Source organism: Acinetobacter sp. WCHAc060042, assembly GCF_003231195.1.
In the GTDB taxonomy this organism is placed as follows: Bacteria; Pseudomonadota; Gammaproteobacteria; order Pseudomonadales; family Moraxellaceae; genus Acinetobacter.
In genome coordinates, this window is sequence record NZ_QKVN01000016.1 from 1 (window position 1) to 23,109 (window position 23,109).

General features: G+C 41.9%; 21 protein-coding genes, 4 tRNA genes and 1 riboswitch. Of the genes, 6 read left to right on the forward strand and 19 right to left on the reverse strand.

Features of this window, described 5'->3' with window-relative positions:
• Positions 1-145: 145 nt before the first annotated feature.
• The 18 genes from DPG01_RS08500 to DPG01_RS08585 form a co-directional block, all read right to left on the reverse strand.
• Positions 146-220 (reverse strand) — tRNA-Thr (locus tag DPG01_RS08500).
• 17 nt (positions 221-237) lie between these two features.
• Positions 238-313: transfer RNA gene (locus DPG01_RS08505), tRNA-Gly, on the reverse strand.
• 40 nt (positions 314-353) lie between these two features.
• Positions 354-437, reverse strand: a tRNA-Tyr gene (locus DPG01_RS08510).
• A 54-nt stretch (positions 438-491) separates the two neighbouring features.
• Positions 492-567 (reverse strand) — tRNA-Thr (locus tag DPG01_RS08515).
• Between the two features lie 98 nt (positions 568-665).
• A complete protein-coding gene (gene trpE, locus DPG01_RS08520) occupies positions 666-2,159 on the reverse strand; it encodes an anthranilate synthase component I (RefSeq protein ID WP_110974797.1) in 1,494 nt (497 codons plus the stop codon).
• 112 nt (positions 2,160-2,271) lie between these two features.
• Positions 2,272-2,940 carry a phosphoglycolate phosphatase gene (gene gph / locus DPG01_RS08525; protein ID WP_086209745.1) on the reverse strand — a complete coding sequence of 223 codons (669 nt, stop codon included), beginning with the start codon at positions 2,938-2,940 and terminating at the stop codon, positions 2,272-2,274.
• A gap of 85 nt (positions 2,941-3,025) precedes the next feature.
• Positions 3,026-3,739 (reverse strand): FHA domain-containing protein, encoded by a 714-nt coding sequence (locus DPG01_RS08530; protein ID WP_110974798.1) that lies wholly within the window; start codon positions 3,737-3,739, stop codon positions 3,026-3,028.
• Positions 3,740-3,849: 110 nt separating this feature from the next.
• The gene (gspD, locus tag DPG01_RS08535; protein ID WP_110974799.1) at positions 3,850-6,177 is read right to left on the reverse strand and encodes a type II secretion system secretin GspD; all 2,328 of its coding nucleotides are present in this window, start codon (positions 6,175-6,177) and stop codon (positions 3,850-3,852) included.
• A 39-nt stretch (positions 6,178-6,216) separates the two neighbouring features.
• Positions 6,217-7,044, reverse strand: a complete 828-nt coding sequence (locus DPG01_RS08540; RefSeq protein ID WP_110974800.1) for a type II secretion system protein N — start codon at positions 7,042-7,044, stop codon at positions 6,217-6,219.
• Positions 7,044-7,754, reverse strand: a complete 711-nt coding sequence (gene gspN, locus DPG01_RS08545) for a type II secretion system protein N (protein ID WP_110974801.1) — start codon at positions 7,752-7,754, stop codon at positions 7,044-7,046. The genes DPG01_RS08540 and gspN overlap by 1 nt, the downstream gene beginning before the upstream one ends.
• Before the next feature lie 197 nt (positions 7,755-7,951).
• Positions 7,952-8,275, reverse strand: a complete 324-nt coding sequence (locus DPG01_RS08550) for an H-NS family nucleoid-associated regulatory protein (RefSeq protein WP_086209750.1) — start codon at positions 8,273-8,275, stop codon at positions 7,952-7,954.
• A 150-nt stretch (positions 8,276-8,425) separates the two neighbouring features.
• Positions 8,426-8,854, reverse strand: a complete 429-nt coding sequence (locus DPG01_RS08555; RefSeq protein ID WP_110974802.1) for an acyl-CoA thioesterase — start codon at positions 8,852-8,854, stop codon at positions 8,426-8,428.
• A gap of 7 nt (positions 8,855-8,861) precedes the next feature.
• Positions 8,862-10,055, reverse strand: coding sequence for a heme biosynthesis protein HemY (locus DPG01_RS08560; protein ID WP_110974803.1), 1,194 nt, complete (start codon positions 10,053-10,055; stop codon positions 8,862-8,864).
• A gap of 4 nt (positions 10,056-10,059) precedes the next feature.
• A complete protein-coding gene (locus DPG01_RS08565) occupies positions 10,060-10,902 on the reverse strand; it encodes a hypothetical protein (RefSeq protein ID WP_110974804.1) in 843 nt (280 codons plus the stop codon).
• Entirely contained in the window at positions 10,899-11,678 is a 780-nt protein-coding gene (locus tag DPG01_RS08570) for a uroporphyrinogen-III synthase (RefSeq protein ID WP_110974805.1), read from the reverse strand. The genes DPG01_RS08565 and DPG01_RS08570 overlap by 4 nt, the downstream gene beginning before the upstream one ends.
• An 11-nt stretch (positions 11,679-11,689) precedes the next feature.
• Positions 11,690-12,610, reverse strand: a complete 921-nt coding sequence (gene hemC / locus DPG01_RS08575) for a hydroxymethylbilane synthase (RefSeq protein WP_110974806.1) — start codon at positions 12,608-12,610, stop codon at positions 11,690-11,692.
• A gap of 118 nt (positions 12,611-12,728) precedes the next feature.
• Positions 12,729-13,469: a LytR/AlgR family response regulator transcription factor gene (locus tag DPG01_RS08580; RefSeq protein WP_086209756.1), complete on the reverse strand. Its 741-nt coding sequence runs from the start codon at positions 13,467-13,469 to the stop codon at positions 12,729-12,731.
• Positions 13,470-13,519: 50 nt separating this feature from the next.
• Positions 13,520-14,674, reverse strand: a complete 1,155-nt coding sequence (locus tag DPG01_RS08585; RefSeq protein WP_171327379.1) for a sensor histidine kinase — start codon at positions 14,672-14,674, stop codon at positions 13,520-13,522.
• Here DPG01_RS08585 and argH point away from each other — a divergent pair.
• Together argH and DPG01_RS08595 are read left to right on the forward strand one after the other, a co-directional pair.
• Entirely contained in the window at positions 14,665-16,098 is a 1,434-nt protein-coding gene (gene argH, locus DPG01_RS08590) for an argininosuccinate lyase (RefSeq protein ID WP_004692796.1), read from the forward strand. The genes DPG01_RS08585 and argH overlap by 10 nt on opposite strands.
• A gap of 12 nt (positions 16,099-16,110) precedes the next feature.
• On the forward strand, positions 16,111-16,383 hold the full coding sequence (locus tag DPG01_RS08595; protein WP_004978611.1) for an oxidative damage protection protein: 273 nt from the start codon (positions 16,111-16,113) through the stop codon (positions 16,381-16,383).
• 447 nt (positions 16,384-16,830) lie between these two features.
• Here DPG01_RS08595 and phoU read toward each other — a convergent pair whose 3' ends face one another.
• Positions 16,831-17,547, reverse strand: a complete 717-nt coding sequence (gene phoU, locus DPG01_RS08600; RefSeq protein WP_004692799.1) for a phosphate signaling complex protein PhoU — start codon at positions 17,545-17,547, stop codon at positions 16,831-16,833.
• Positions 17,548-18,127: 580 nt separating this feature from the next.
• Between phoU and DPG01_RS08605 the strand changes: the two genes are divergently transcribed.
• The 4 genes from DPG01_RS08605 (at position 18,128) to cpdA (ending at position 22,928) form a co-directional block, all read left to right on the forward strand.
• Positions 18,128-19,180, forward strand: coding sequence for a hypothetical protein (locus DPG01_RS08605; RefSeq protein ID WP_110974832.1), 1,053 nt, complete (start codon positions 18,128-18,130; stop codon positions 19,178-19,180).
• A 78-nt stretch (positions 19,181-19,258) separates the two neighbouring features.
• Positions 19,259-19,387: riboswitch (TPP riboswitch) on the forward strand.
• Between the two features lie 144 nt (positions 19,388-19,531).
• Positions 19,532-21,424 (forward strand): phosphomethylpyrimidine synthase ThiC, encoded by a 1,893-nt coding sequence (thiC, locus tag DPG01_RS08610; RefSeq protein WP_110974808.1) that lies wholly within the window; start codon positions 19,532-19,534, stop codon positions 21,422-21,424.
• 75 nt (positions 21,425-21,499) lie between these two features.
• Positions 21,500-22,120, forward strand: a complete 621-nt coding sequence (locus DPG01_RS08615) for an NUDIX domain-containing protein (RefSeq protein ID WP_086209759.1) — start codon at positions 21,500-21,502, stop codon at positions 22,118-22,120.
• Between the two features lie 10 nt (positions 22,121-22,130).
• A complete protein-coding gene (cpdA, locus tag DPG01_RS08620; protein ID WP_110974809.1) occupies positions 22,131-22,928 on the forward strand; it encodes a 3',5'-cyclic-AMP phosphodiesterase in 798 nt (265 codons plus the stop codon).
• The last annotated feature ends 181 nt before the right edge of the window (positions 22,929-23,109 follow it).

Consider the following 23,109-nt stretch of genomic DNA (forward strand, 5'->3'; position numbering starts at 1 on the left):
TTCATCTTCCTCGTTTACGTCGAACACAGGTATAAACAACTCAGTATCGACACATCGCCTAAAAAAATCAGACACCAAATACTTGAAAAGCAGACTAATAAGCCTGCTTTCTTAAAACTTGTAGATAATCTACTAAACTGTAATCTGGAGCTCTTATCGAGATTTGAACTCGAGACCTCTCCCTTACCAAGGGAGTGCTCTACCACTGAGCTATAAGAGCAAATATAAAACTTCAAATGGAGCGGGAGACGAGGGTCGAACTCGCGACATGTAGCTTGGAAGGCTACCGCTCTACCAACTGAGCTACTCCCGCACGATGTTGGTACAAAGACCACTTTTTGAAGTCTTAAAATTGGTGGTGAGGGAAGGATTCGAACCTTCGAAACTTTCGTAGCGGAGTTACAGTCCGCCCCCTTTGACCGCTCGGGAACCTCACCATTTTACACTTACTTCAGTGTCGCTCTTTACTTAACTTACTCAACTCTCTAAGATGGTGCCGGCACACGGATTCGAACTGTGGACCTACTGATTACAAGTCAGTTGCTCTACCAACTGAGCTATGCCGGCGTTTCTTAGTGTTTCGTACGTTTCGTATCGGAACGGTGTGCAGTTTAGCAAAACTCAAAATCCTTGCAAGTGTTTTTTTCAAAAAAAACGTCAAAAACTCACAAAATCAATCCGTTTGATGATAATTCAACCGCCTTGATCACTGCACGAGCTTTTATTTGGGTTTCATTCCACTCAGATTCAGGATTTGAGTCATAAACAAGCCCTGCTCCTGCTTGTACATAGACCTTATTTTCACGAATAACGCAGGTACGAATCGCAATCGACATGTCCATTTCACCATGCCAGCCTAAATAACCAACAGCACCACCAAAAATTCCACGTTTTACTGGCTCAACTTGGTCAATAATTTCCATTGCTCGAATTTTAGGTGCACCCGAAAGAGTGCCTGCAGGGAAAGTTGCTTTAAAAACATCCAATGCATCCACATCATCACGGACTTCGCCTTGAACATTGGACACAATATGCATGACATGTGAATAACGTTCGATCACCATTTGATCTGTCACTTGCACTTTTCCAATTTTTGAGACGCGACCGACATCATTTCGCCCCAAGTCAATCAACATCAAATGTTCTGCAATCTCTTTTTCATCCGATAATAAGTCTTGCTCAAGAGCTAAGTCTTCTTCTTTGGTTTTACCACGTGGGCGTGTTCCTGCTAGCGGACGTACCGTTGCAATGCCATTTTCAAGACGCGATAAAATTTCAGGGGACGAGCCGACAATATGAAAAGGCTGATTATTTTCCAAAGTTTGCCCTTGTACCAAGAACAAGTAAGGCGATGGATTCAAATGACGTAGTGCGCGATATACTTGCAGAGGTTCTCCATCAAAGTCAGAAACCATGCGATGCCCTGGTACGACCTGCATCACATCACCCGCACGAATATACTCTTTCACCGTCTCAATGGATTCTAAGAATTTCTGTTTTCCAGTGAGTGACTCAAAATGTGGTGCAGTATGTGGAGTCGCTTTAAGACTAATTGGTGTTGCCAACAAATCCTCTAGAACATCTAGTTGCTGCTGTGCTTGCTGATAAGCCTCCGCATTATTGACATCAGCATGCACGATCAGGAATAAAGTATCTTTTAAATTATCAAACACAATTACTGTTTTAGACAGCATCATCCAAATATCTGGTAAGCCTACAGGATCCGCTTCTGGCACGTTATTTAAACGTGGTTCAATATAACGTACTGCATCATAACCAAAGTAACCCACCAAGCCCCCTGTAAAGCTTGGTAAAGCAGGTAAATCTGCTTGGGTTGGAACTTTATATTGAGCTTGAAAATCACGGATATATTGAAAAGGATCTACGCAAGGCTGCTTTTCTATCGCTCCATCGGCTTGTTGAATGGTGAGCTCACCTGCGTTGCACGAGAAAACAGTCGATTCACCTAAACCAATAATCGAGTAGCGCGCCCAGTTTTCACCACCCTCTACGGATTCAAACAAATAGGCTTGCTTATGCTCTTTTAGGCGAGCAAAAACAGATAATGGCGTCTCGGTATCAGCTAAACGCTGACGATAGACAGGAATTAGGTTATAACCTGAGTTTTTGAGTTGATCGAATTGAGCTTGTGTTGTCATGAGTGTTTCTCTATTTTTTCAATATGGCGATATCAGTTTTTAAAATTAGCAGGTTGAGTTTCGCCATCGAAAAGCCATATGTTTACTCATGTTCATTCCTTCGTTTACAAAGTTACCCAATCAGCTCACACAGATTATCCACCACTTGTTGTGGCTGACAGTCTAAAATATTTTCACCATGATTATAGCCATAGCTGACCACAACACAATCAATACCCGCACGGCGTGCAGCCTCAACGTCATTGGATGAGTCCCCAATCATTAAAACCTGGTCTTTGTTTTGCGCATATTGTTCAACACAGTGTAACAACTGACGCGGATGAGGTTTGCGCTCTTCAAAACGATCTCCACCGATGACATCAGCAAAATAATGACTCATCCCCAAATGATCGACAATGGCGCGTGCAGGTTGTTCAGGCTTATTGGTCACACAAATCATGGTTTTCTTTTGCGCCAAGCCCCATTCCAAAAATGGCACAATGCCATCAAAAGGTAGCGTTTCCACACATGGGTCAGCATTATAAATCTTTAAAAACGTATCCAATAATTGTTGTTGCTGGGCTGGATCAACTTCACCAGTCAAATGCTGCAAGGTACTTTGACAAAACAGTGCCGTTCCTTTTCCTATCCAAATCCGCACCTGTTCTTCCGTCACGGTTGGTAGTTGCATGGCGTTGAGACTCATGTTCATGGCACGATGTAAATCTGTTGCAGAATCCACCAAGGTTCCGTCTAAATCAAAAAGTAAAACTTCTCGTTGCGCCAAGTTAGCAATATTCATTCACCCTCACCCATTTTTATCATGTGCTGCCCAAAAACAATCAAGGCATGCTGTTGCATGCCTTGATTGTAGTGTGATCTGAATCTTATTTGAACATCAGCCACGCAATAATGGCTAAAATAATCAAGACAATGATCGAGATCAGCCCAACAGAGGCATTCTTTTGCGTCTCAGCCGCTTGAGCAACGGGTGTTGAAACTTCACTAACCTCAGCTGGGGACTCATTTGAAGCAGTAACATCTACACCTTCAGGAATAGGCGCAGGTTTAGGAATACCAACATTTTGTGGCATACCATCACGTGTTAGGCTCACATTAGCATCACGCTCTTTCAGCTCTGGCATTCCCTGATCATTCATTTGCTGTGCTACTGTTTTGGGTTGCTCAGGTTCTGCTTGTGCTGTTTCCGAAGTAGCAACAGCTTCCGATGGCTGGGCAATCGTCTCTTCTACCACAGCCGCACCCAACGTCGCATCACCTACTGACTCAACCACCTGCTCAAGTGGCTTTGCAGGCTCAAGTACTGAAAACTTTAAGCTGGCAAACTGGACAATATCACCCTGCTTTAACAAGGTCTCCACAGCAATTTGCACATCATTGACAAACGTGCCATTTGACGAACCGAGATCTTGTAACCAGAGTGCTTGCTCTTTCAGTAAAAAGGCTGCGTGCTTACGCGAAATTTCAGATTGTTGTAATAAGATATCTGCCGTCTGATGACGACCCACCAACATATCACGATCAATATTAATTTCTTGACCAGTTAACTCACCAGAAATTGCTTGTATTTTCCAAGTCATGACTTATCTCTCTATGTGCTGATTTATCATAACACAGTGAATATTCTTTACCATTTTGCCTTTTATGTAGATGAAGTAAAATCATCTATGCTGTATTCGACTGTAAATCCTCAGATTTTAAAGTAAGTTGTCGAGACCGACTTTTGTGTCATCTGCCCAAGCATGGCACCTTGCATCCGATCAACACTTAAATTCTTCCATACAGACTCAGGTTGCTGCACTTGCGGCAACTGACTTGACGTGGTCTTCTGAGGCACTTTAGCAACGGGTTGTTTTTGAACCACAGGTTCAATCGCAACAGGTGTTGTTTCTACCTTAGGTTGAGTTGCTGTCGGGCTACTCGGTACACGCTGATAAGATTGTGGCAAGCTTGGTTTCGTTGAGCTAACAGGCAAACGTTGTTGGAAGACATCATCGACATTTTCTGGTAATTTTGAAAAACTACCATCTTTATCCATAGCCAACTGCAAACTGTATAACTGACTATAGCGCTGTTGGGAAAGGCGACGTGCTGACTCAGCATCACCAACAATCGTTGGATGAATGAAAACCAACAAATTGCGTTTCTGATCCGTCTTACCATCTGAACGAAATAAGCGCCCCAAACCAGGAATTACACCTAGACCAGGAATTGACTGGCGTGAATAGGCTGTATTATCAGAAATCAAACCACCTAGAACAATGGTATTACCATGTTCTGCCAAGACTGAAGTCTTGATCGCACGCTTACTGGTAACCAAATCTTGCGCTTCACCCTTATTGGTTTTGACATCTGAGACTTCTTGTTCAATCTCTAAACGGATCGTTCCGCCTTCCCCAATATGTGGCACCACCTTAAGCGTTACACCCACATCTTTACGTTCAATCGTTGTATAGGGATTGGCTGTGCCTGAAGATGTGGTAGAAACCGAACCCGTCACAAACGGTACATTCTCCCCCACAACAATATAGGCTTCTTCATTATCCATAGTCACAATAGACGGTGTGGAAAGCAGATTCGACTTAGTTTTACTCTTTAAAGCCTGAATCATGGCACCATATAACTGGCGAGAACCATCACTGCCTTCTTTGTAATCACCCAAAATGAGTGAAGCACCAGCTCCAATTGCACTGGCTGCCCCTGCACCACCACTGGCTAAATAACCCGCCGCAATACTTTGTAAACTTGAACCAATATTGTCAAAGTTAATAATTCCCACACCACTGCTTAAATCACCCATCGCCCATTGTACGCCCAGTTGATCTGCATCATTCCCTTCCACTTCAAGAATAGTTGCCTCAATCAGGACCTGCTGACGACGAGTATCCAATTGCTGAATAGCAGACTCAATTTCACGCATGAGCTGTGGATCGGCTTTAACAACCAACGCATTTTGTGAGCTATCAGCAATAATACTCACTCCATTACTATTAAAACTGGTGATGTTGTTTTGATTGCGATTGGACTGGCTATTTAAGTTAATACTGGGTGTAGAAATCTGTGAAGACGAACCCTCACTGTTATTATTTTGGCTAAAGGCCGCATTAGTGTTGCCACTATTATCAGCAGACTCGTTACTATTGACTGCTTGTCCCGAAACTAAGCCTTGTAAAATCTCAGATAAGTTTTTGGCGCTGGCATATTTTAAACGAAAAACCTTCAAGCCACCCAGACGTTCCGCAGCAGGCACATCGAGCATCTCGATCATTTGGCGAATACGTTTACGTGTAGCGGTATCCCCTTTTAAAATAATCCGATTGGTGCGGTTATCTGCAATAATACGTATTCTTGAGCCTTTTAAGTCCTTGATGGAACCTGTGCCGCTCATACTCTCCAACAACCCTATCATCTCTTCAGCTTGACTCGACTGTAACGACACCGCTTCAATGTCATTTTGTCCCGTACCATCCAAATTACGGATAATGGTTTCAAGCTGATAAATATTGCTAGCACGATCGGAAACAATCAGTGCATTGGTTCCATTCACTGCCGATAAATGTGCAAATTGTGGCATCAGCGGGCGTAATGCTGGAATTAAATCATTGGCATTGGTATTTTCCAGCCAAATCACCCGCGTCACAATCTGATCACCTGTGGCGCGGTGACGTGCATCATAGGGAATGCCTGAGCTTTTTACATTACTATCAGGCACAATTTTAATGGTTCTGCCAGATGGGATTGCCACTACACCATTCACATTCAGCACCCCTAAGAACAAATCATAAACTTCTTCTTTGTTAAGTGCTTTGTTTGAAATGACCGTAACATTGCCACGAACCCTTGGATCCACCGCAAAATTTTTCCCAGTGATATCTGCAACTTCATTAATAAATGCGGTTAAATCTGCATCGCGTAGATTAATTTTCCATGTTTGCGCATAACTGGCTGTGCTCACCGTGGCAAGCAAAGGTGCTGCAATTGTTAGTGCCCATGCTGAGCGGTGATTCAATAAAGCCATAAATCCAAATCATTCCTAACTGATACTGGTGATGCTTGATCACTGAAAATTTTGTTGTACCGTAATGATACGATCACCACGTTTCACTTCTATTTTTACTTGTCCTTCACGACGCGCACGCTCCAATAACTGCGCATCATTTTGCCCCTGTCCGATCGCTTGACCGTTTAAAGACATAATCTGATCTCCCGCCTGCAAGCCTAAACGACTACGTAGTGCAGCAGGGGTTTGTTCCGTCACCTGATAACCTTGGCCAGCATTATTGTTGGTACCGACACCCAAATCCTTTAAATATTGCTCGCGATCTTGTTGTAAGCCCTGTACTGCTTGGCCTAATGCTTGCTGCTCTTGACTCACAGGAGGAACTGCAACAGGTGCAGTCGTCGGAGCCACAATTTGCTGATCTAGATTATCAATTCCTTGGAACAACAATTCTCGGGTTTGCCCACTGTTATTTTTGAGAATCGCGCGGTCCCAATAGACCTCAGCCAGATAATATGAACTGCCTTCTATGCTCTCCCCCACCCGATAACGATCTGCTACATTATTTGACTTAATCACAGCAGATGAAAACTGACTAGGTTGCCCAACCACCACACCTTGTAGCTGTAAATTGAGCTGATCATCTGCAGGATTCTTACTTTGCTCTGCAAATAGCGCAAAATTGGTAATATTCGGGACTTGGGGTTGCTGTGAACCCAATTCAACACGTGGCATTTGCATAACTTGTGGTGGCGCCACCCAGAGCCAAAATAAGCCAGCCAACTTCCAGCATAGTGCTAAGATCAAAAGCATTAAACACAGTGGTGCTAGGCGCTCAAACTGTTTAAGGTTCAGCTCTGGTAATTTCTGTAGATCAAAACCCATTAAAAGCCCCCATTCAGCAGAGGCTGACGCGAACTCACCACATAACTATCTAGACCTGCTTTACCTTGATAAGATGGCACATTTAACATTAAACGTTGGGTTAATTGCACATCCAGCATCAAATCTGGATCAACCGTTAAATTCATGAGTTTTTGTTGACGTTGATCCTGCAAATTAATCATGAGTTTATTTTGATCTTGCGATAACTTTCCTGCCAACGATGGAATTTGCATTTGCTGTGGACGTTGCGCAAAGATATACATCAATTCCCCTCCAGCCCACTGCATGCCACCACCTACCTGACTAAAACCTTGCTCTTTTTTATAATTAAAATCAATTTCTTGCAACTGGATTGCATTGCTAGGCCATTGCCAATTGGCGACCGACTTTAAAGTTTCTGGAGCAATTTGTCCGTTCAAATCCCGCACGATGACTTTTTTCCCGAAACCATAGGCCAACACACCATCCAGTTTGGTATTGGCACTATAAATCTCAACATTGGCGCCTGCACGCAGTAACAGTAAATCTAAAGGCCGGGTTGTCCAAACAACGGTTCCACGTAATTTTCCAGTTTGCCAATCGGCCTGTCCATGCCAAAGATTACCGCTGACATTCTGCAAAATCTGATTGTTTTTATAAAATTTTGCAATGAGCCATGCTGCCGGTATTTGCAGCAAAACGAAGATTAAAAATACTACAACTGTAAACATCCACCACGTGACGTATTTAGGTTTTGTGATTCTCCCACCACGAACTTTCAATTATTCTTCCTTGCTTCATTTTTTGTCTTTCTTTGATAGACATTATGCATAATTTTACAACAACACCAAACGTTAACTACAAAAAAAACCAAGCATATAATGCTTGGTTTTTGCAGTTTATGTCACGTCTGTGACAAGGCGATGACTTAGATTAGGAAATCTTCTAGCTTCGCACCTTTTTCCAACTGAGCCACTAACCAGCGTGGTTGCTTACCACGACCTGTCCATGTTTCAGCAGCATTACTTTTGTTACGGTAACGTGGCTCGACAGACTTACGCGTGCCTTTCTTACGCTTCGTTGCACCAAACTCTAAAATTTGTTCGATGCTTAAACCTACATTTTCTGCAATTGCAATAATTTGGGTATATGCATCTTCAACTGCTTGATCTTTTTTAGATGCAATTAAAGCTTCCGCTTCGATTTGTAGACGCTTTAACTCTTCTACGGATAAATTACTAATATCTGGCATACATTAACTCCATTAACCAACATTTTATTTACTGAGCCTATTTAATAATATTTTGATTAGACCAAAGACTCAACTCATCCATGACTTAAACAACAATAATTAGACAGTATTTATATAGTCTAGCGACTTTTAAAATAAATAAAAAGACATTTATATTTTATGTCCGATGGTTAACTCGAATTCTTTGAGTTTATGACGCGTCAGTTCAGGGATTAATGTTTTCTGCATATTCACCTTAGCGACACAAACAATAACCGCTTCCGCTTCTGCAACGATAGATTGTTGTTGCTCGCTCCAGAGTAAATAATGCATACGAAATGCACTATTTCTAAGTTCTTCAATCCGTGCACCAATGCTTAATTGATCTGGATAAAATACAGGTTTTAAATACTTGCACTGATTTGATGCGACCACAGTCAGTATGTCCGAAGATAAAATACCTGTCCGCTCAATATAGGCCAAACGAGCACTTTCCACATAACGGTAATACATGACGTTATTAACATGACCAAAGGCATCCATATCTCCCCAAGCCACCTGTTGGGTATAAACCAATGGGTAATCTAACAGGCTCCGCATTATCCACCTATATTTTCATTTCGACAAAATTTGCATTATTTTCAAAAATTAAATTTAACTGTTTAATTAAATCCTCATCTCCGTTTAAGGTCGACTTGATTCTTAAATAGTTCATTAATACATTATCTGGATATAAATTTAATAACTCATCGGCTTGGTCTTTGTTCCCTAAAGCCGTATAAATATGCCATTTTGCAAAACTCAAAACGGGCACACTCATATACTTCGCTTCCCATGCTTCGATATGCTGTTGTAAATCGACATAATCGGGTAGCTGTTTCAAAAGTTGCTGTTGAAACCACAAATAAAATACTTCTGCATTAAACTGTTGATTGAGCAAATGAATCGACAGAATTTCATGTTGTGCACTCAAATCAGGCATGCGCGCTAATAATTTAAGCCATAAAAGTTGAATATCATAACTGCGGGTAAAAATCTGATCCGATAGATCTAAATAGCGCTGTTTTAAATCTTCTAAATTGTCATAGCTGGCTTGATCAAATTTAATCAACAAACGTTTCAACCATGCTTTCTTCACATCCTGATCCAAATGACCATATTGGGTTGAACGCAAATACAGCCATGGAAACTGAACCGCGAAACGCCCCCACAACTCTTTTAAACAGGATTCATAAGCCGTTTGCACATCCTTTAGCCATGGTGAAAGTTCATGTTGATTAAGAAACTCAAGATGAGTGAGTGCTTGTTCCGCATCCTCTTTCGCTAAAAAGAGTTCAATACGCTGAAGTTCAGCCAGTTCAAAAGCCATGGCATTGCTTTGACTTAGTGCACTGAGTGCTTCTGGAAACTGCGCCTTCATCAAGTATAAGCGCGCATCAATAATACTTTTGAGCAAGCCCGACTGAGCAAACGCATTTTGAATAAAGGCCTGCTGATCTCGACCTGCATCTAACAACCAGATCACAGCCAATTGCTCGTAGGGATGTAAATTTTTAAAATCAAAAACCGTTTCTGCTTTACGTTTTTCCCGACTAAGATAACGTTTCAGCCCGAGCCAACATAGGTGCAAACCAAGACTCAGTACGGCTAATGCAAGAAACATCACCCAAAGATTGGTTTGCAATTGCCAGTCATGCCAAAATACATAGACATAGCCTGCACCATGTCCGTAACTCAAAACACTCAGTACAGCAATCGCAATTAAACTCACCAAGCCATAAGCAGTCAGTATTTGTTTCATCTCATTACCCCAGCAACGCACGTGTGCCTAAAATCGGGGTGGGCACGACCATCAAAGTCTTTAATTTATTCAATTGTTTTAGCAGTTCCTTAGCTTTAGGATCTGGTAGTTGCTGAATGAGCAACATAACCTCAGTCAAATCTTTTTGGTATTCGGTGTATTGTCCTGAAATTAAGGCTTGACGGGCCAATAACAAACGCAATTGGGCCTCTTTCAAAATAATCTGGCGTTGCATTAACGCTGTTGCGGGTGCTTGAGCAGGTTCAAGCTTAAACCATTGTTTCCAAAAGGGTTCAGACGAATCACGTACGGTGCTTAACTGTGGTTGCTGTATTTCACGATTTAAAGCCAGATCAATCTGTTGCAGTTGACGGTTAATTTGTGCTTGCTGTTCATTGCGCTCAGCCACAAATTTCTGAATGGTTTGCATATCTCGCGCGATGACCTGATGCAGACTTTGCTTCAACGCCACAGCCAAATTATATTTTTCCAGCTGCATATCTAAAAAGGCCAATTTATCGGTGGCCACCACATACTGCTGTTGCTTTAAGGCAAACTCCACCAAGTCCAGTTGTTGTTTGATAAACAAAATTGGATCAATACCCTCAACCACTTCTTCAGTGAGCTGACTACTCGTCGCATTCGCTACTGCAGGACTCTGCTTCAAAGTTTCTTTTTGACGTTGCATGGCGACAACTTGATCGTTCAAATTAGCACTGCGCTGCTCGATTTGGTGCATCTCACTCAACAAAGCAGTTTGCTGTGTACTCAGCCCCCACACGTCATAACTCAGCTTCGCAACCCACGCCAACGCAGCCATTAACACCACTATAAGAATCTTCTTCATGCGTTCCCTTGCCCACTGCATAACAACTGTACAATCGTGGCTGTCTTTAAGTCTTTCAGTACACTCACTTTAAACTGTACATACATTTGCTGTTGAGACTGTTTCAAGATGTGAGCCAAACGTTCACCTAATACCAAAAAGTGTCCTTTTTGCAAAAGTTGAATGTTTGTGTCTAGCAGAGCTAACCAATTCAGCCAACTAGCCTCACTACTGATCAGCGCAACATAATCATTATGTTCTGATAAACATTGAACCAATTCAGCCTGTTGCTGCAAAGTTTGATGAGGACAACGGCGTTCATATAGCACAAAGTTCAGTATAAAACGCCCGTGTTGCATTAAGGTGTCCATCATAAACTGACGCCCACCCTCGCCACGCCAAAATGCAATGCTCGCATCACCAGCCAAGTTCTGCAAAACGGGTAATTGTAACATCCCTTCTGAGCTTTCCACCTCGGGCACAACACTATCTAAACCAAACTCAGCTAAAGCTTGTGCAGTCTTTTGTCCAACAGCAATCCACTGAAGATGCTTTAAGTCAGACAGAGCTAGCCCACTGCGCACCAATTGATCCATACCAAACTGTACAGCACTTGGACTAACCACGACCACAACCTGTACCTGAGGCAACTGATCATACAAATGTGCCAAGTCTGTATCCCATAGCCTTGGAATGAGTTCCAATAAAGGCAGAGAATAGACATCAACCGCCTGTTGCTCTAGCACTTGAGTCAGGCTTTTCGCCCGATCGACTGGACGCGTATTAATAAACAACATCGTAACTAATATTAATGATAAAAAGCTTTGAGCAAGTCACCAGCGCCTTGTGCCAATAGCTCTTGCGCCAGTACAACCCCTAAATGCTCTGCTTCAGCAGCATCACCTGCCACTTGTGCTTTCAGTAAGGTTTGCCCATCGACACTGCCCACGCGGCCTTCGAGCTGAATGCGGTTATCTGCTAAAGTGGCATAGCCTGCAATCGGTACCTGACAGCCACCTTCAAGATAAGCATTGAAAGCGCGTTCAGCACGTACACAAGTATCTGTTTCTAGATGTAGTAAGGGATGAATCAGGTCCAAGACTACTTGATCATTGCCACGACACTCTAGCCCTAAAGCCCCCTGACCCACAGCAGGTAAACTCAACTCTGGTTGAATGGTATGGCGGATACGTTCTGCCAAACCCAAACGTTTTAATCCTGCACTAGCCAAAATAATGGCATCATACTGACCCGCATCCAGTTTAGATAAACGTGTTCCCACATTGCCGCGTAAGTCAATAATGTCTAAGTCTGGTCGTTGTTTTAAGATTTGGCATTTACGGCGCAAACTCGAAGTACCAACCTTTGCCCCTTGTGGCAATGCCTCAAAACTCGCATAACTATTCGACACAAAGGCATCTAAAGGGTCCTCACGCTCACAGATGACCGCCAGTGATAAGCCTTCAGGCAAAGCCATTGGAACATCTTTCATCGAATGCACTGCCAAATCAGCACGACCATCCAATAACGCTGCTTCAAGCTCTTTGACAAATAAACCTTTGCCACCAATTTTTGCCAATGGCGTATCTAAAATTTTGTCCCCTTGGGTAACAAAAGTTACCAACTCTACGGTGAGCCCCTCATGCAATGCTTCTAAACGAGCACGAATATGTTCAGCCTGCCAAAGAGCAAGTGGGCTTTGTCGAGTAGCGATCTTTAGGGTTTTCATAAATTTTAGTATGTGCCAATAAGAATGAAACTATCTTAAACTGAATTTCCCCCATTGGAAATGTATTCAGCCTAAAGCACTGAGTCTCATTTCTTGTAGCATTACCGATGGCTTTAAGTTAGAGCTTATGTAAGCGCTCACGCAATCCTGGCAAATGCCGTCGGCTGACTGCCAAACGTTCATCTAGCTCACGGCAACGCACTTGATACTGTCCAGAGTTAACCACCTCTAACCCTTCTAAAAAGTGAACTGAAACCAAAGCATTGCGGTGGATGCGAATAAAGGCATCCCCAAACTCATGTTCTAAGTCTTTTAAGGTTTCATCAATTAAAACACTGCCATTTCTATGACGGACAGTGACGTATTTTTGATCCGCTAAAAAATAATAAATATTTTCAACAGGAACCAACTCCACACCACGATAGGTTTTCGCTGCGATTTGATGTCGCTTTACATTAAATTCGTCCATATTTTCTTTTTGTTTTATCTCGCTCATTTGAGCTTGGGTTAATTTAGTGAGGTGACCAAGCACCTGTTGCAATTCCTGTTGCATCACTGGTTTTAATAAATAGCCTTCAGCATGTGACTTAAATGCGTCAAGCGCATGTTCATCGTAAGCTGTACAAAACACCAAAGCAGGCATGGGCTCAAGCTGACGCAAAAAATGCGCACAGGTTAAACCATCCATTTCTGGCATTTGAATATCCAAAAGTACAACGTCTGGCTCATATTGTTGAGTGAGTTCTATAGCTTGTTGACCATGCGATGCGGTTGCCACCACCTGATGTCCAAGCTGACTCACCAATCGAGATAAACGTTCAATTGCTAAAGGCTCATCATCACAAATTAGGATGTCCATTTATCTCCCCCCAACAGTCACCTTGTTTATTTTTATAGGTTCACTGTGGCTTATTTATATTGATACTGCACAACAGTGGTATACATTCCTTCCCCTGCATAAGTTTGAAAACTGACACTACGCCCAAAATATGCTTCTAGACGCTGCTTCACATTTTCAATGGCAATACCATGTCCCTGTCGTTTATGAATTGTTTCCTTTGTAAATGGGTTAGTTATCACGATATTAACTTGATTTTGCAATATTTCAATCAGTACACTTATCGTACTCTTAGTTAAAAATTTTTCAACTCCATGAAAAATACTATTTTCAAGTAAAGGTTGTAAAGTTAAGAGTGGAATATGTACCTGCGGACATAACTCGGCATGTTCGATTTTCCATTCAACCTGTAAACGATCTCCCAAACGAATTTGCTCGATTGCCAAATAGCGTTGACATAGCTCAATTTCATCACTTAACTTCACCAACTTCAGCTCTTGAAAACTGGCTCTAAACAGGCGCGACAAGTTGAGTAACATTTGCTCTGCTTTATCTGGATCAATCGCAATTAAACTGACAACATTATTTAAACTATTAAACAAAAAATGTGGATGAATACGGGCTTGCATAGCTTGTACCCGCGCATTCAGTTCACTATGTTGCTGCCTGAACCACTGCTCTCTTAAATATAGATAACGAAAACAAAAAGTCCCCAACAGCAGACCATAACCCAAATGTAGTGCCACATCCTCGAATAGAACTGGCGAAGTTAAACCTTTGAGACTAAAATTGATGCCAAAGAAGATCAGCATATTAAGACTCAGCGTGGTCGCCAAAACAATGATCTGTAATAAAAAAAAGCCTGACAATAAAGTCATACCCAAACTTAAATTTTGCAACTTTTTTTGAGCATACTGCATCAGTGCGGTAAACGACAGCAACACCCAATTAATGTAAAGCATATAACTCAGCACATGCCCAAACACCAAAGCTGACCAAGACTGTGCTTCGGCCAAAGCCAACAGCATAGCCAACAAATTTCCACCAACAAACAGCTCCAGCAAATGTGGCCATTGCACAATTTTACTAAATAAATAGGAAATATTGGGCTTGGTCGTACTGGAAGTTAAACTTTGCGCATCTTGAACTTCGGCAAGTTGTCTTGAATTTGTTATACTCATGCGAGTTCTACCGCTTTTTATCTTATTGAGCCGACATGACCACATCTTCTAATTCCTCAAATCCGTCACAAGCCCAAACTTCGGGTATGTGGGGCGGTCGTTTCTCTGAAGCTACTGATGCCTTTGTTGCTGAATTTACAGCATCTGTACAATTTGACCAACGCTTTTATAAACAAGATATTGCAGGCTCTATTGCCCATGCGACCATGCTTGCAAAAGTTGGCGTTCTGACCGAACAAGAACGTGATGACATCATCAATGGCTTAAACACCATTCAAGCTGAAATCGAAGCGGGTCAGTTCGAATGGCGTATTGACCTAGAAGATGTGCACATGAATATTGAGTCGCGTTTGACTCAACGGATTGGCATCACAGGTAAAAAGCTCCATACAGGTCGTAGCCGTAATGACCAAGTGGCAACCGATATCCGCCTCTATGTTCGCGATGAAATTGATGCCATTTTAGAATTACTAAAAAAATTACAAAAAGGTATTTTGAGTATTGCTGCTCAAAACACGCATACCATTATGCCGGGCTTTACCCACTTACAAACGGCACAGCCTGTGACTTTTGGTCACCACCTACTGGCATGGTTTGAAATGTTAGTCCGTGACTCTGAGCGCCTCATTGACTGTCGTAAACGTACTAACCGTATGCCTTTAGGTTCAGCAGCACTGGCAGGTACCACTTACCCCATCGACCGCGCATTTACAGCAGAGTTACTGGGTTTTGAAGCTGTTTCTGAAAACTCGCTTGATGCAGTATCTGACCGTGACTTCGGTATTGAGTTCAATGCTGCAGCTTCGCTGATCATGATGCACTTATCACGCATGTCAGAAGAACTCATTCTGTGGACATCTGCTCAATTTAAGTTTGTAAACATTCCAGACCGTTTCTGTACGGGCTCATCCATCATGCCACAAAAGAAAAACCCAGATGTGCCTGAGTTAGTACGTGGTAAAACAGGCCGTGTCTATGGCGATTTGATGAGTTTGTTAACACTCATGAAAGGTCAACCGTTGGCGTATAACAAAGACAATCAAGAAGACAAAGAGCCTTTGTTTGATGCGATTGATACCGTGCGTGGCTCGCTCATGGCTTTTGCAGACATGATTCCTGCTTTGGTGCCAAACATCGACATCATGCGTGAAGCAGCGCTTCGTGGCTTCTCAACTGCAACCGACTTAGCTGATTACCTTGTTAAAAATGGTGTGGCTTTCCGTGATGCACATGAAATTGTGGGTAAAGCGGTTGCTTTAGGTGTTCAAGAGTCCAAAGACCTCTCTGAATTGACTTTAGAACAACTTCAACAGTTCTCTGACTTAATTCAAGCTGATGTATTTGAAAAAGCACTGACCCTTGAAGCGTCAGTCAATGCGCGTAACCACATTGGTGGAACTGCACCTGCGCAAGTAGAAGCTGCCATTGAACGTGCCCATGCGCGTTTAGAAAAACTTTATGCTCAATAAGGACGTCTAGATATGACTCGACAAGTTTTTTGCCGTAAATATCAAACAGAAATGGAAGGTTTAGACTTTGCACCGTTTCCAGGTGCAAAAGGCCAAGAACTTTTTGAAAGCATCTCCAAGCAAGCTTGGGGAGAATGGTTAAAGCACCAAACCACGTTAATCAATGAAAAGCGCCTAAATGTGTTTGAACCAGATGCGAAAAAGTTTCTTGAAGAACAACGTGAGAAGTTCTTTAACAATGATGAAAGCTTAGAAAAAGCTGAAGGCCTAAAGCCTGAGGCGTAATAAAGCGGAGTACTGCTCCAGCACGCCGTAAGACAAGCGAGGCGCATCGTTTCAAATGTCATGAAAGAGTCTGTAAAAGGACTCTTTTTTTATTTGCATGTCGATTGACTAAATCAATCTCTAAAGTAAAAAAGAAGATAGATGACACGTGGATGACTTAATTACTGTTTAAACCGATTATTTGTATCCAAATGATTGAGTGTAAACATAGCGCTACAGAACCTGTATAAAACTCAACATTACACTACAAGAACCTACATGACGCAGAAAAACATCTTTCCTATAATGATATTCAAGGATAGAGGGAAACCTCTTATCTATAACGATAAATATCCCCGATTTTAGTCTCAGATTTCCCCCAAAATCTGAGATTTTTTTTATCCAAAAATTAAGCAACCATAAAAAAGCACAACCGAAGTTGTGCTTGAAAAATAAAATTCGCTTTTTTTATTTTTGGATATGTTTTTCAACTTCTTCAAAACTGGTATGACGCACATCCAAGCCTTTCACCATGTAAATCACTTGCTCAGAAATGTTACGCGCATGGTCGCCAATCCGTTCTAATGAACGTAATACCCACATCACATTAATCACGCGCGCAATATGACGCGGGTCTTCAATCATATACGTCATCAAAGTACGCGTTGCAGACTGATATTCACGGTCAATATCAGCATCGGCCATCATCACCCGTAACGCTTGCTCAGCATCCAAACGCGCGAACGCATCTAAAGCATCATGAATCATGACACGAACTTGGTTACCAATATGACGCGTTTCCATATAACCACGTGGTGATTCGCCATCTTCACATAAACTTTGCGCAATACGAGCAATTTTCGCAGCCTCATCACCAATACGCTCTAGATCAGTATTGGCTTTCGACATTGCAATCACCATACGCAAATCAATCGCAGCAGGATGACGACGGGCTAAGATCAAGGTCAATGCTTCATCAATTTCACGCTCTAATTGATTCACTGCATTGTCTTTAAACTGTACATCTACCGCTAAGTTGGCATCGGTGTCGAGTAGCGCATGAATTGCATTTGCCACTTGTTGCTCTACCAAACCACCCATGGTCATAAATTTGGTGTTCACATCCTGCAAATCTTCATTGAACTGTGAAGAAATGTGATGGTTTAAAACAGGACTATTTGGCAAAGGACGTACTCCACAGCAACATCATGAGGGACTAAAGTTTGAGCGATATTGAAACATATCAATTATGAAGATTTGATGACAAGAGCTCATTCTGAGCTTGTTTTGTCGATCCACAATGCTTTCATTTTCCGCATCTCATAGTCAGTCAACTTACCCACAGATGCCTTTAAATGCAAGATAATGCGCAAATCACCTTTCAAGTATCCGCATTGTATTTTGATTAAAACAGTATGCCTTCCCCATGAATGTCCATTTTTAGCACTAAACTTTTAACCAAATTGACATGCATCGAATTCAATTACACCTGTCACAACTTAGCTTTCGCCAACATCATCAAAAGCAAAAGTTTATTCAAACGAATTGTTATTAGTTTCGTATATTTTTTATTGCATACATTACACTGACATATCTTAATGCATTCATTATGAAGTAAATATTTTCCAGCGTCATAAACCATGAACCACATTCATTCACAATACTACACATTAAAAATCTGATTCCTCTATAAAATGAGGCGTGGAGAAACGGAGTGTCTCTATATCTTGTTGTCGCTGAACTGAGTTTTCTAAATCGAGTTGCTGTGAATCATTTTTCTTTCTTTTCACTTAAAACATATACGCTCATATTTTTGTGCGTAATGCTGGCTGCCTGTCAGAAACCAGAGCCAGTGAGTTTTCAGGAACCAGCTAGAATTGAAGCGTCTTCGTCACAAACGATGGATCTCACAGATTTGTGCCAAAAAATTGGCAAAAACATGTCCGAAATAGATGCTCAGCGTACCACTTTTGCTTTAGAACAAATCAACCAAGACTTGAAACTATGTCTACCTTTACTTGATTTCCAACAGCAAAAACATTTATTGAGTTTATCTAATAAAATGTACAGTGACTTCTTAGCCGTCGATCGTACGCCACAGCAACAACGTGCTTTTGAAAGTTATGCTTTAGAAATGGCACAGCACCCGACCATTCAACAGAGTCTTTTTGAACAATTAACGCTTCGTGACCAATACTTAATCAAACATCAAGGCCAATCTTATGTGGAGTTATTCGACGCAGGCGAAGGGGAAGTCCATTACCGCCGCAGCCCTGAATATTTAGCTAAAATTTTTGCACCCTATTTACCTGTTGCAGAGCAAGCGTTTATTGAACATTTAGCAGCACAAAATCAGTACCCTGCCGTGATCGACCATCAAGTTAAAATTGATGCTAAAGAAATTGCAGATCGTGCATTGTATTGGGAAAGTTATTTAAAACAATATCATCAAAGTAGCTATCATCAAGATGCCCGCCATTTATTGAATCTATATAGCACCTTGCTGTTTATTGGACCAAATACTCAAGCTGTTTATGATGGCTATACCGTACAAAGCAGTTATTTAGAGGAAATTGAGCGTCTTGCTGAACTCAAAAATTCAGTAGTCACCGATCATGCACGTTTATTTTTGAAATTTATTGAACTTAGCCCTGAACAAAGAACAGCTCAAATCATCTTGCCTGCTTCCACTCATCCGCAGCGTTTAGGTGCAGAGCAATTATTACAAACTCAACTCGCTCACTTTATTCAACTCCGTATGGTTCAACCCGACCAAGGCAAAGACTGCTTAAGTGATGCCATTTGCCTGAACCGCTAACATATACGCTCTCAAATTGTGCTCATATTTTGAGTAAAAAGATCGCTGTTTTTGCTTAACATGCATGTTAAGATGATACATCGCTTGACGGAGCGCGAGTAACAACTCGCTGAGATCATCTAAAGCTTTTTTAATGAAGTTTTGAAGATGAGTACCGTTGAACCTGATCAGGTTAAGACCTGCGTAGGAATCAAGCCATCTAAAAACTGAACGCCTTTCATTGAACTATTTCCCGTAGAAATACATTCGTTGCATTTGTATCCACAAATCAACAACACATAGAAATAGTTTCAATTGCCATCGTTTTTGGTCGTGCTTGATTCGTTGATGTCATTCATAAGGATCATTGCAATGAACCATTTAACGAATCTTTCCGCTGAAATTTCAGCACAACATGAACAAGATGCCAAAGACCTGACCCGTATCTTGCCTGCCTCTAAAAAAGTCTATATCCAAGGTTCGCGCCCAGACATTCAAGTCCCCATGCGTGAGATTGAACTGACCGAAACTCCAACAGGTTTAGGCGGTGAGTACAATCCGCCTGTCATGGTATATGACACCTCTGGCGTATATACCGACACCAATGTCAGTATTGATCTGAATAAAGGCCTACCAAATGTCCGTGAAAGTTGGATTGAAGAGCGCGACGATACTGAAATATTAGACTGCCTCAGCTCAAGCTTTGGTCAAGAACGTTTACGGGATATTCGTACCGCTGAGATTCGCTTTGCGCATATTCAAAAACCGCGTCGTGCCAAAGCGGGCCACAATGTCACGCAGATGCATTATGCTAAACAAGGCATCATTACTCCTGAAATGGAATACATCGCTATTCGTGAAAATCAACGTCAACGCGAAGGGGTCGATGCACGTCAGCACGTGGGGCAAAACTTTGGCGCGCATAATTTGATGGAAATCACACCTGAGTTTGTGCGTAAAGAAGTGGCTGAAGGACGTGCGATTATTCCTGCCAATATTAACCATCCTGAAATTGAACCGATGATCATTGGTCGAAACTTCTTAGTGAAAATCAATGCCAATATTGGTAACTCGGCTCTCGGTTCTTCAATTGATGAAGAAGTCGCAAAAATGACGTGGGCAACCCGTTGGGGTGCAGACACCATCATGGACTTATCGACCGGTAAAAATATCCATGAAACCCGTGAGTGGATTATCCGTAACTCACCTGTTCCGATTGGTACTGTGCCTATCTATCAAGCTTTAGAAAAAGTCGATGGGGTTGCGGAAGACCTCACATGGGAAATTTTCAAAGACACACTAATTGAGCAAGCGGAGCAAGGTGTAGACTATTTCACCATTCATGCGGGTGTCTTATTACGTTATGTACCGATGACTGCAAATCGTCTCACTGGTATTGTCTCTCGTGGCGGTTCGATCATGGCTCAGTGGTGTTTGGCCCATCATCAGGAAAACTTCCTCTATACACATTTCGATGAAATCTGCGAAATCATGAAAGCCTATGACGTGTCATTTAGTCTCGGTGATGGTCTACGTCCAGGTTGTATTCAAGATGCCAATGACGAAGCACAGTTCTCTGAGTTACGCACATTAGGTGAGCTCACTCATCGTGCGTGGAAACATGATGTTCAGGTGATGATTGAAGGACCAGGGCATGTGCCTATGCATATGATCAAAGAAAACATGGATCTGCAGCTTGAAGTCTGCCAAGAAGCGCCCTTCTATACTTTAGGTCCATTGACCACCGATATTGCCCCAGGTTATGACCATATTACTTCTGCGATTGGTGCGGCGATGATTGGTTGGTACGGGACTGCCATGCTGTGTTATGTCACCCCCAAAGAACACTTGGGCCTGCCGAACAAGAAAGATGTCAAAGATGGCATCATCACCTATAAAATTGCAGCGCATGCAGCAGATTTGGCCAAAGGTCATCCGGGTGCGCAAGTCCGTGACAATGCCCTGTCTAAAGCACGTTTTGAATTCCGCTGGGAAGATCAGTTTAATTTAAGCCTTGATCCAGACACGGCGCGTAGCATGCATGATGAGACTATGCCAAAAGAAGCACACAAATCTGCACACTTCTGTTCGATGTGCGGTCCGAAGTTTTGTTCGATGAAAATCACCCAAAACGTCAGGGATTATGCACAAAATAAACAGAACACTGAACTGAATAAAATTCAGCAAGAAGAGGTTGAATCAGGCCTCAATAGTATGAAAAAACAGTTCCATGCAACAGGACAAAACTTGTACCAAAAAGTGTAAGTTCATAAAAAACCTTTTGTAATCATGCGATTCTCAGTTAGGATGAAGTGATAAATTTCATCCTGATTGAGCTTTATGAACATAATTAAGCAAGCTACATATCACCGTGAAGATGTCCAAATTGTAGACAGAACCTTTCTGTTTCGGGGTTTTATCCAAGTAGAAAAAGTAAATTTACGTCATCGTCTGTTTAATCAAACTGAGTACACCTCTGTGATTTCACGTGAGCTCATTCAGCGCCCTGAAGCGGCTGGTGTCTTGATTTATGACGATACACAACAAAAATTTGCACTGATTGAACAGTTTCGTATCGGCGCTATGGATGACCAAGATTCAGCTTGGCAGCTAGAAATTATTGCAGGGGTTTTAGATGGAGATGAATCACCCGAAAGTTGTATTCGTCGCGAAGCACTAGAAGAATCAGGTTGTCAGATTGAACAATTACAACATCTGTTCAGCTTCTATCCTTCTGCGGGCGCCTGTGCTGAACTGTTCCATCTGTATAGTGCTGCAGCCAATTTACCTGAACAAGGCGGTGTCTTCGGTATGCCAGATGAAGGTGAGAACATTTTATTGCACCTAATTGATTATGCGCAGATTGGTACATTACTTTCCAATGGTCGGCTCAGAAATGCGCCTGTCATAATGGCCTTGCAATGGCTACAACAACAGATTAAAACGACAAGGAATGTCTAAGGGGTCAGACATGACTTTAAATAATGAAAAAAATTGGATCATTGTCCAAATTTCCGATACGCACTTGATGGATCAAGATCATTTGGAATTTGTACATATGAATCCAGAGCAAAGCTTTCATCATGTGATGCAACACATTGTTGAACGTCATCCAAAAATTGATGCCATCGTCCATACAGGCGACTTGGCACAGGTTCCCGTGCCTCGGACTTATCAGCGCTATCTAGACTTTATGCAAAGTTTAAAGACGCCGTTTTACCAAGTGCCTGGCAATCATGACAATATTGAACACTTCCCTTTTCATGAGCAACAGAATAAAGCTCACGTTATTCACTTTGGTCCGTGGAGCGTAGTCTTACTCAATAGCGCAGTAAAAGGAAAAGTTGATGGATGGGTGGATGAGGCTCAATTGATTCAGTTGGAACAGATTTTACAAGAGTTTGCACAACAGCATATTCTGATTGCTTGTCATCATCATCCCTTTGAAATGCAGTCCAAATGGATTGATCAGCATAAACTCAAGAATACCCCAGACCTTACTGCTGTGTTGGCACGACATACCAATGTCAAAATTGTCTTATCAGGTCATGTACATCAAGAATCATGGCGTGAATGGCACAATATTCAGTTTTATTCGACACCTTCAACCAGTGTGCAATTTAAGCCTTTAAGTGATCATTTTGCTTTAGATGAGCAAGCACCTGGTTATCGTATTTTACAATTAAATGCAGATGGAACACACGAAACACAGGTACAGCGCGTGTCACACGCGCAACAAAAAATAAATGTTGAAATTTCAGGTTATTAACTTTTCATTTTTCTCGTTTTCAATTACCTTAGTTGCTCTTACGAAAAAGTGATCAATTTAATCCAAACATCAAAGACTATCAAAATACTTAAAAAGTCTATATGATGACGACCCCCGAGGGTGGAATCTACTCGAGGGTGGATAAAAACACTTGCATATCACCATATTTTTTGCGTATTGA

Bases quoted from the DNA above. Each gene is read 5' to 3' on its own strand.
- trpE (WP_110974797.1), bottom strand. From the start codon at position 2,159: ATGACAACACAAGCTCAATTCGATCAACTCAAAAACTCAGGTTATAAC.
- gph (WP_086209745.1), bottom strand. From the start codon at position 2,940: ATGAATATTGCTAACTTGGCGCAACGAGAAGTTTTACTTTTTGATTTA.
- DPG01_RS08530 (WP_110974798.1), bottom strand. From the start codon at position 3,739: ATGACTTGGAAAATACAAGCAATTTCTGGTGAGTTAACTGGTCAAGAA.
- gspD (WP_110974799.1), bottom strand. From the start codon at position 6,177: ATGGCTTTATTGAATCACCGCTCAGCATGGGCACTAACAATTGCAGCA.
- DPG01_RS08540 (WP_110974800.1), bottom strand. From the start codon at position 7,044: ATGGGTTTTGATCTACAGAAATTACCAGAGCTGAACCTTAAACAGTTT.
- gspN (WP_110974801.1), bottom strand. From the start codon at position 7,754: ATGTTTACAGTTGTAGTATTTTTAATCTTCGTTTTGCTGCAAATACCG.
- DPG01_RS08550 (WP_086209750.1), bottom strand. From the start codon at position 8,275: ATGCCAGATATTAGTAATTTATCCGTAGAAGAGTTAAAGCGTCTACAA.
- DPG01_RS08555 (WP_110974802.1), bottom strand. From the start codon at position 8,854: ATGCGGAGCCTGTTAGATTACCCATTGGTTTATACCCAACAGGTGGCT.
- DPG01_RS08560 (WP_110974803.1), bottom strand. From the start codon at position 10,055: ATGAAACAAATACTGACTGCTTATGGCTTGGTGAGTTTAATTGCGATT.
- DPG01_RS08565 (WP_110974804.1), bottom strand. From the start codon at position 10,902: ATGAAGAAGATTCTTATAGTGGTGTTAATGGCTGCGTTGGCGTGGGTT.
- DPG01_RS08570 (WP_110974805.1), bottom strand. From the start codon at position 11,678: ATGTTGTTTATTAATACGCGTCCAGTCGATCGGGCGAAAAGCCTGACT.
- hemC (WP_110974806.1), bottom strand. From the start codon at position 12,610: ATGAAAACCCTAAAGATCGCTACTCGACAAAGCCCACTTGCTCTTTGG.
- DPG01_RS08580 (WP_086209756.1), bottom strand. From the start codon at position 13,469: ATGGACATCCTAATTTGTGATGATGAGCCTTTAGCAATTGAACGTTTA.
- argH (WP_004692796.1), top strand. From the start codon at position 14,665: ATGACCACATCTTCTAATTCCTCAAATCCGTCACAAGCCCAAACTTCG.
- DPG01_RS08585 (WP_171327379.1), bottom strand. From the start codon at position 14,674: ATGTGGTCATGTCGGCTCAATAAGATAAAAAGCGGTAGAACTCGCATG.
- DPG01_RS08595 (WP_004978611.1), top strand. From the start codon at position 16,111: ATGACTCGACAAGTTTTTTGCCGTAAATATCAAACAGAAATGGAAGGT.
- thiC (WP_110974808.1), top strand. From the start codon at position 19,532: ATGAACCATTTAACGAATCTTTCCGCTGAAATTTCAGCACAACATGAA.
- DPG01_RS08615 (WP_086209759.1), top strand. From the start codon at position 21,500: ATGAACATAATTAAGCAAGCTACATATCACCGTGAAGATGTCCAAATT.
- cpdA (WP_110974809.1), top strand. From the start codon at position 22,131: ATGACTTTAAATAATGAAAAAAATTGGATCATTGTCCAAATTTCCGAT.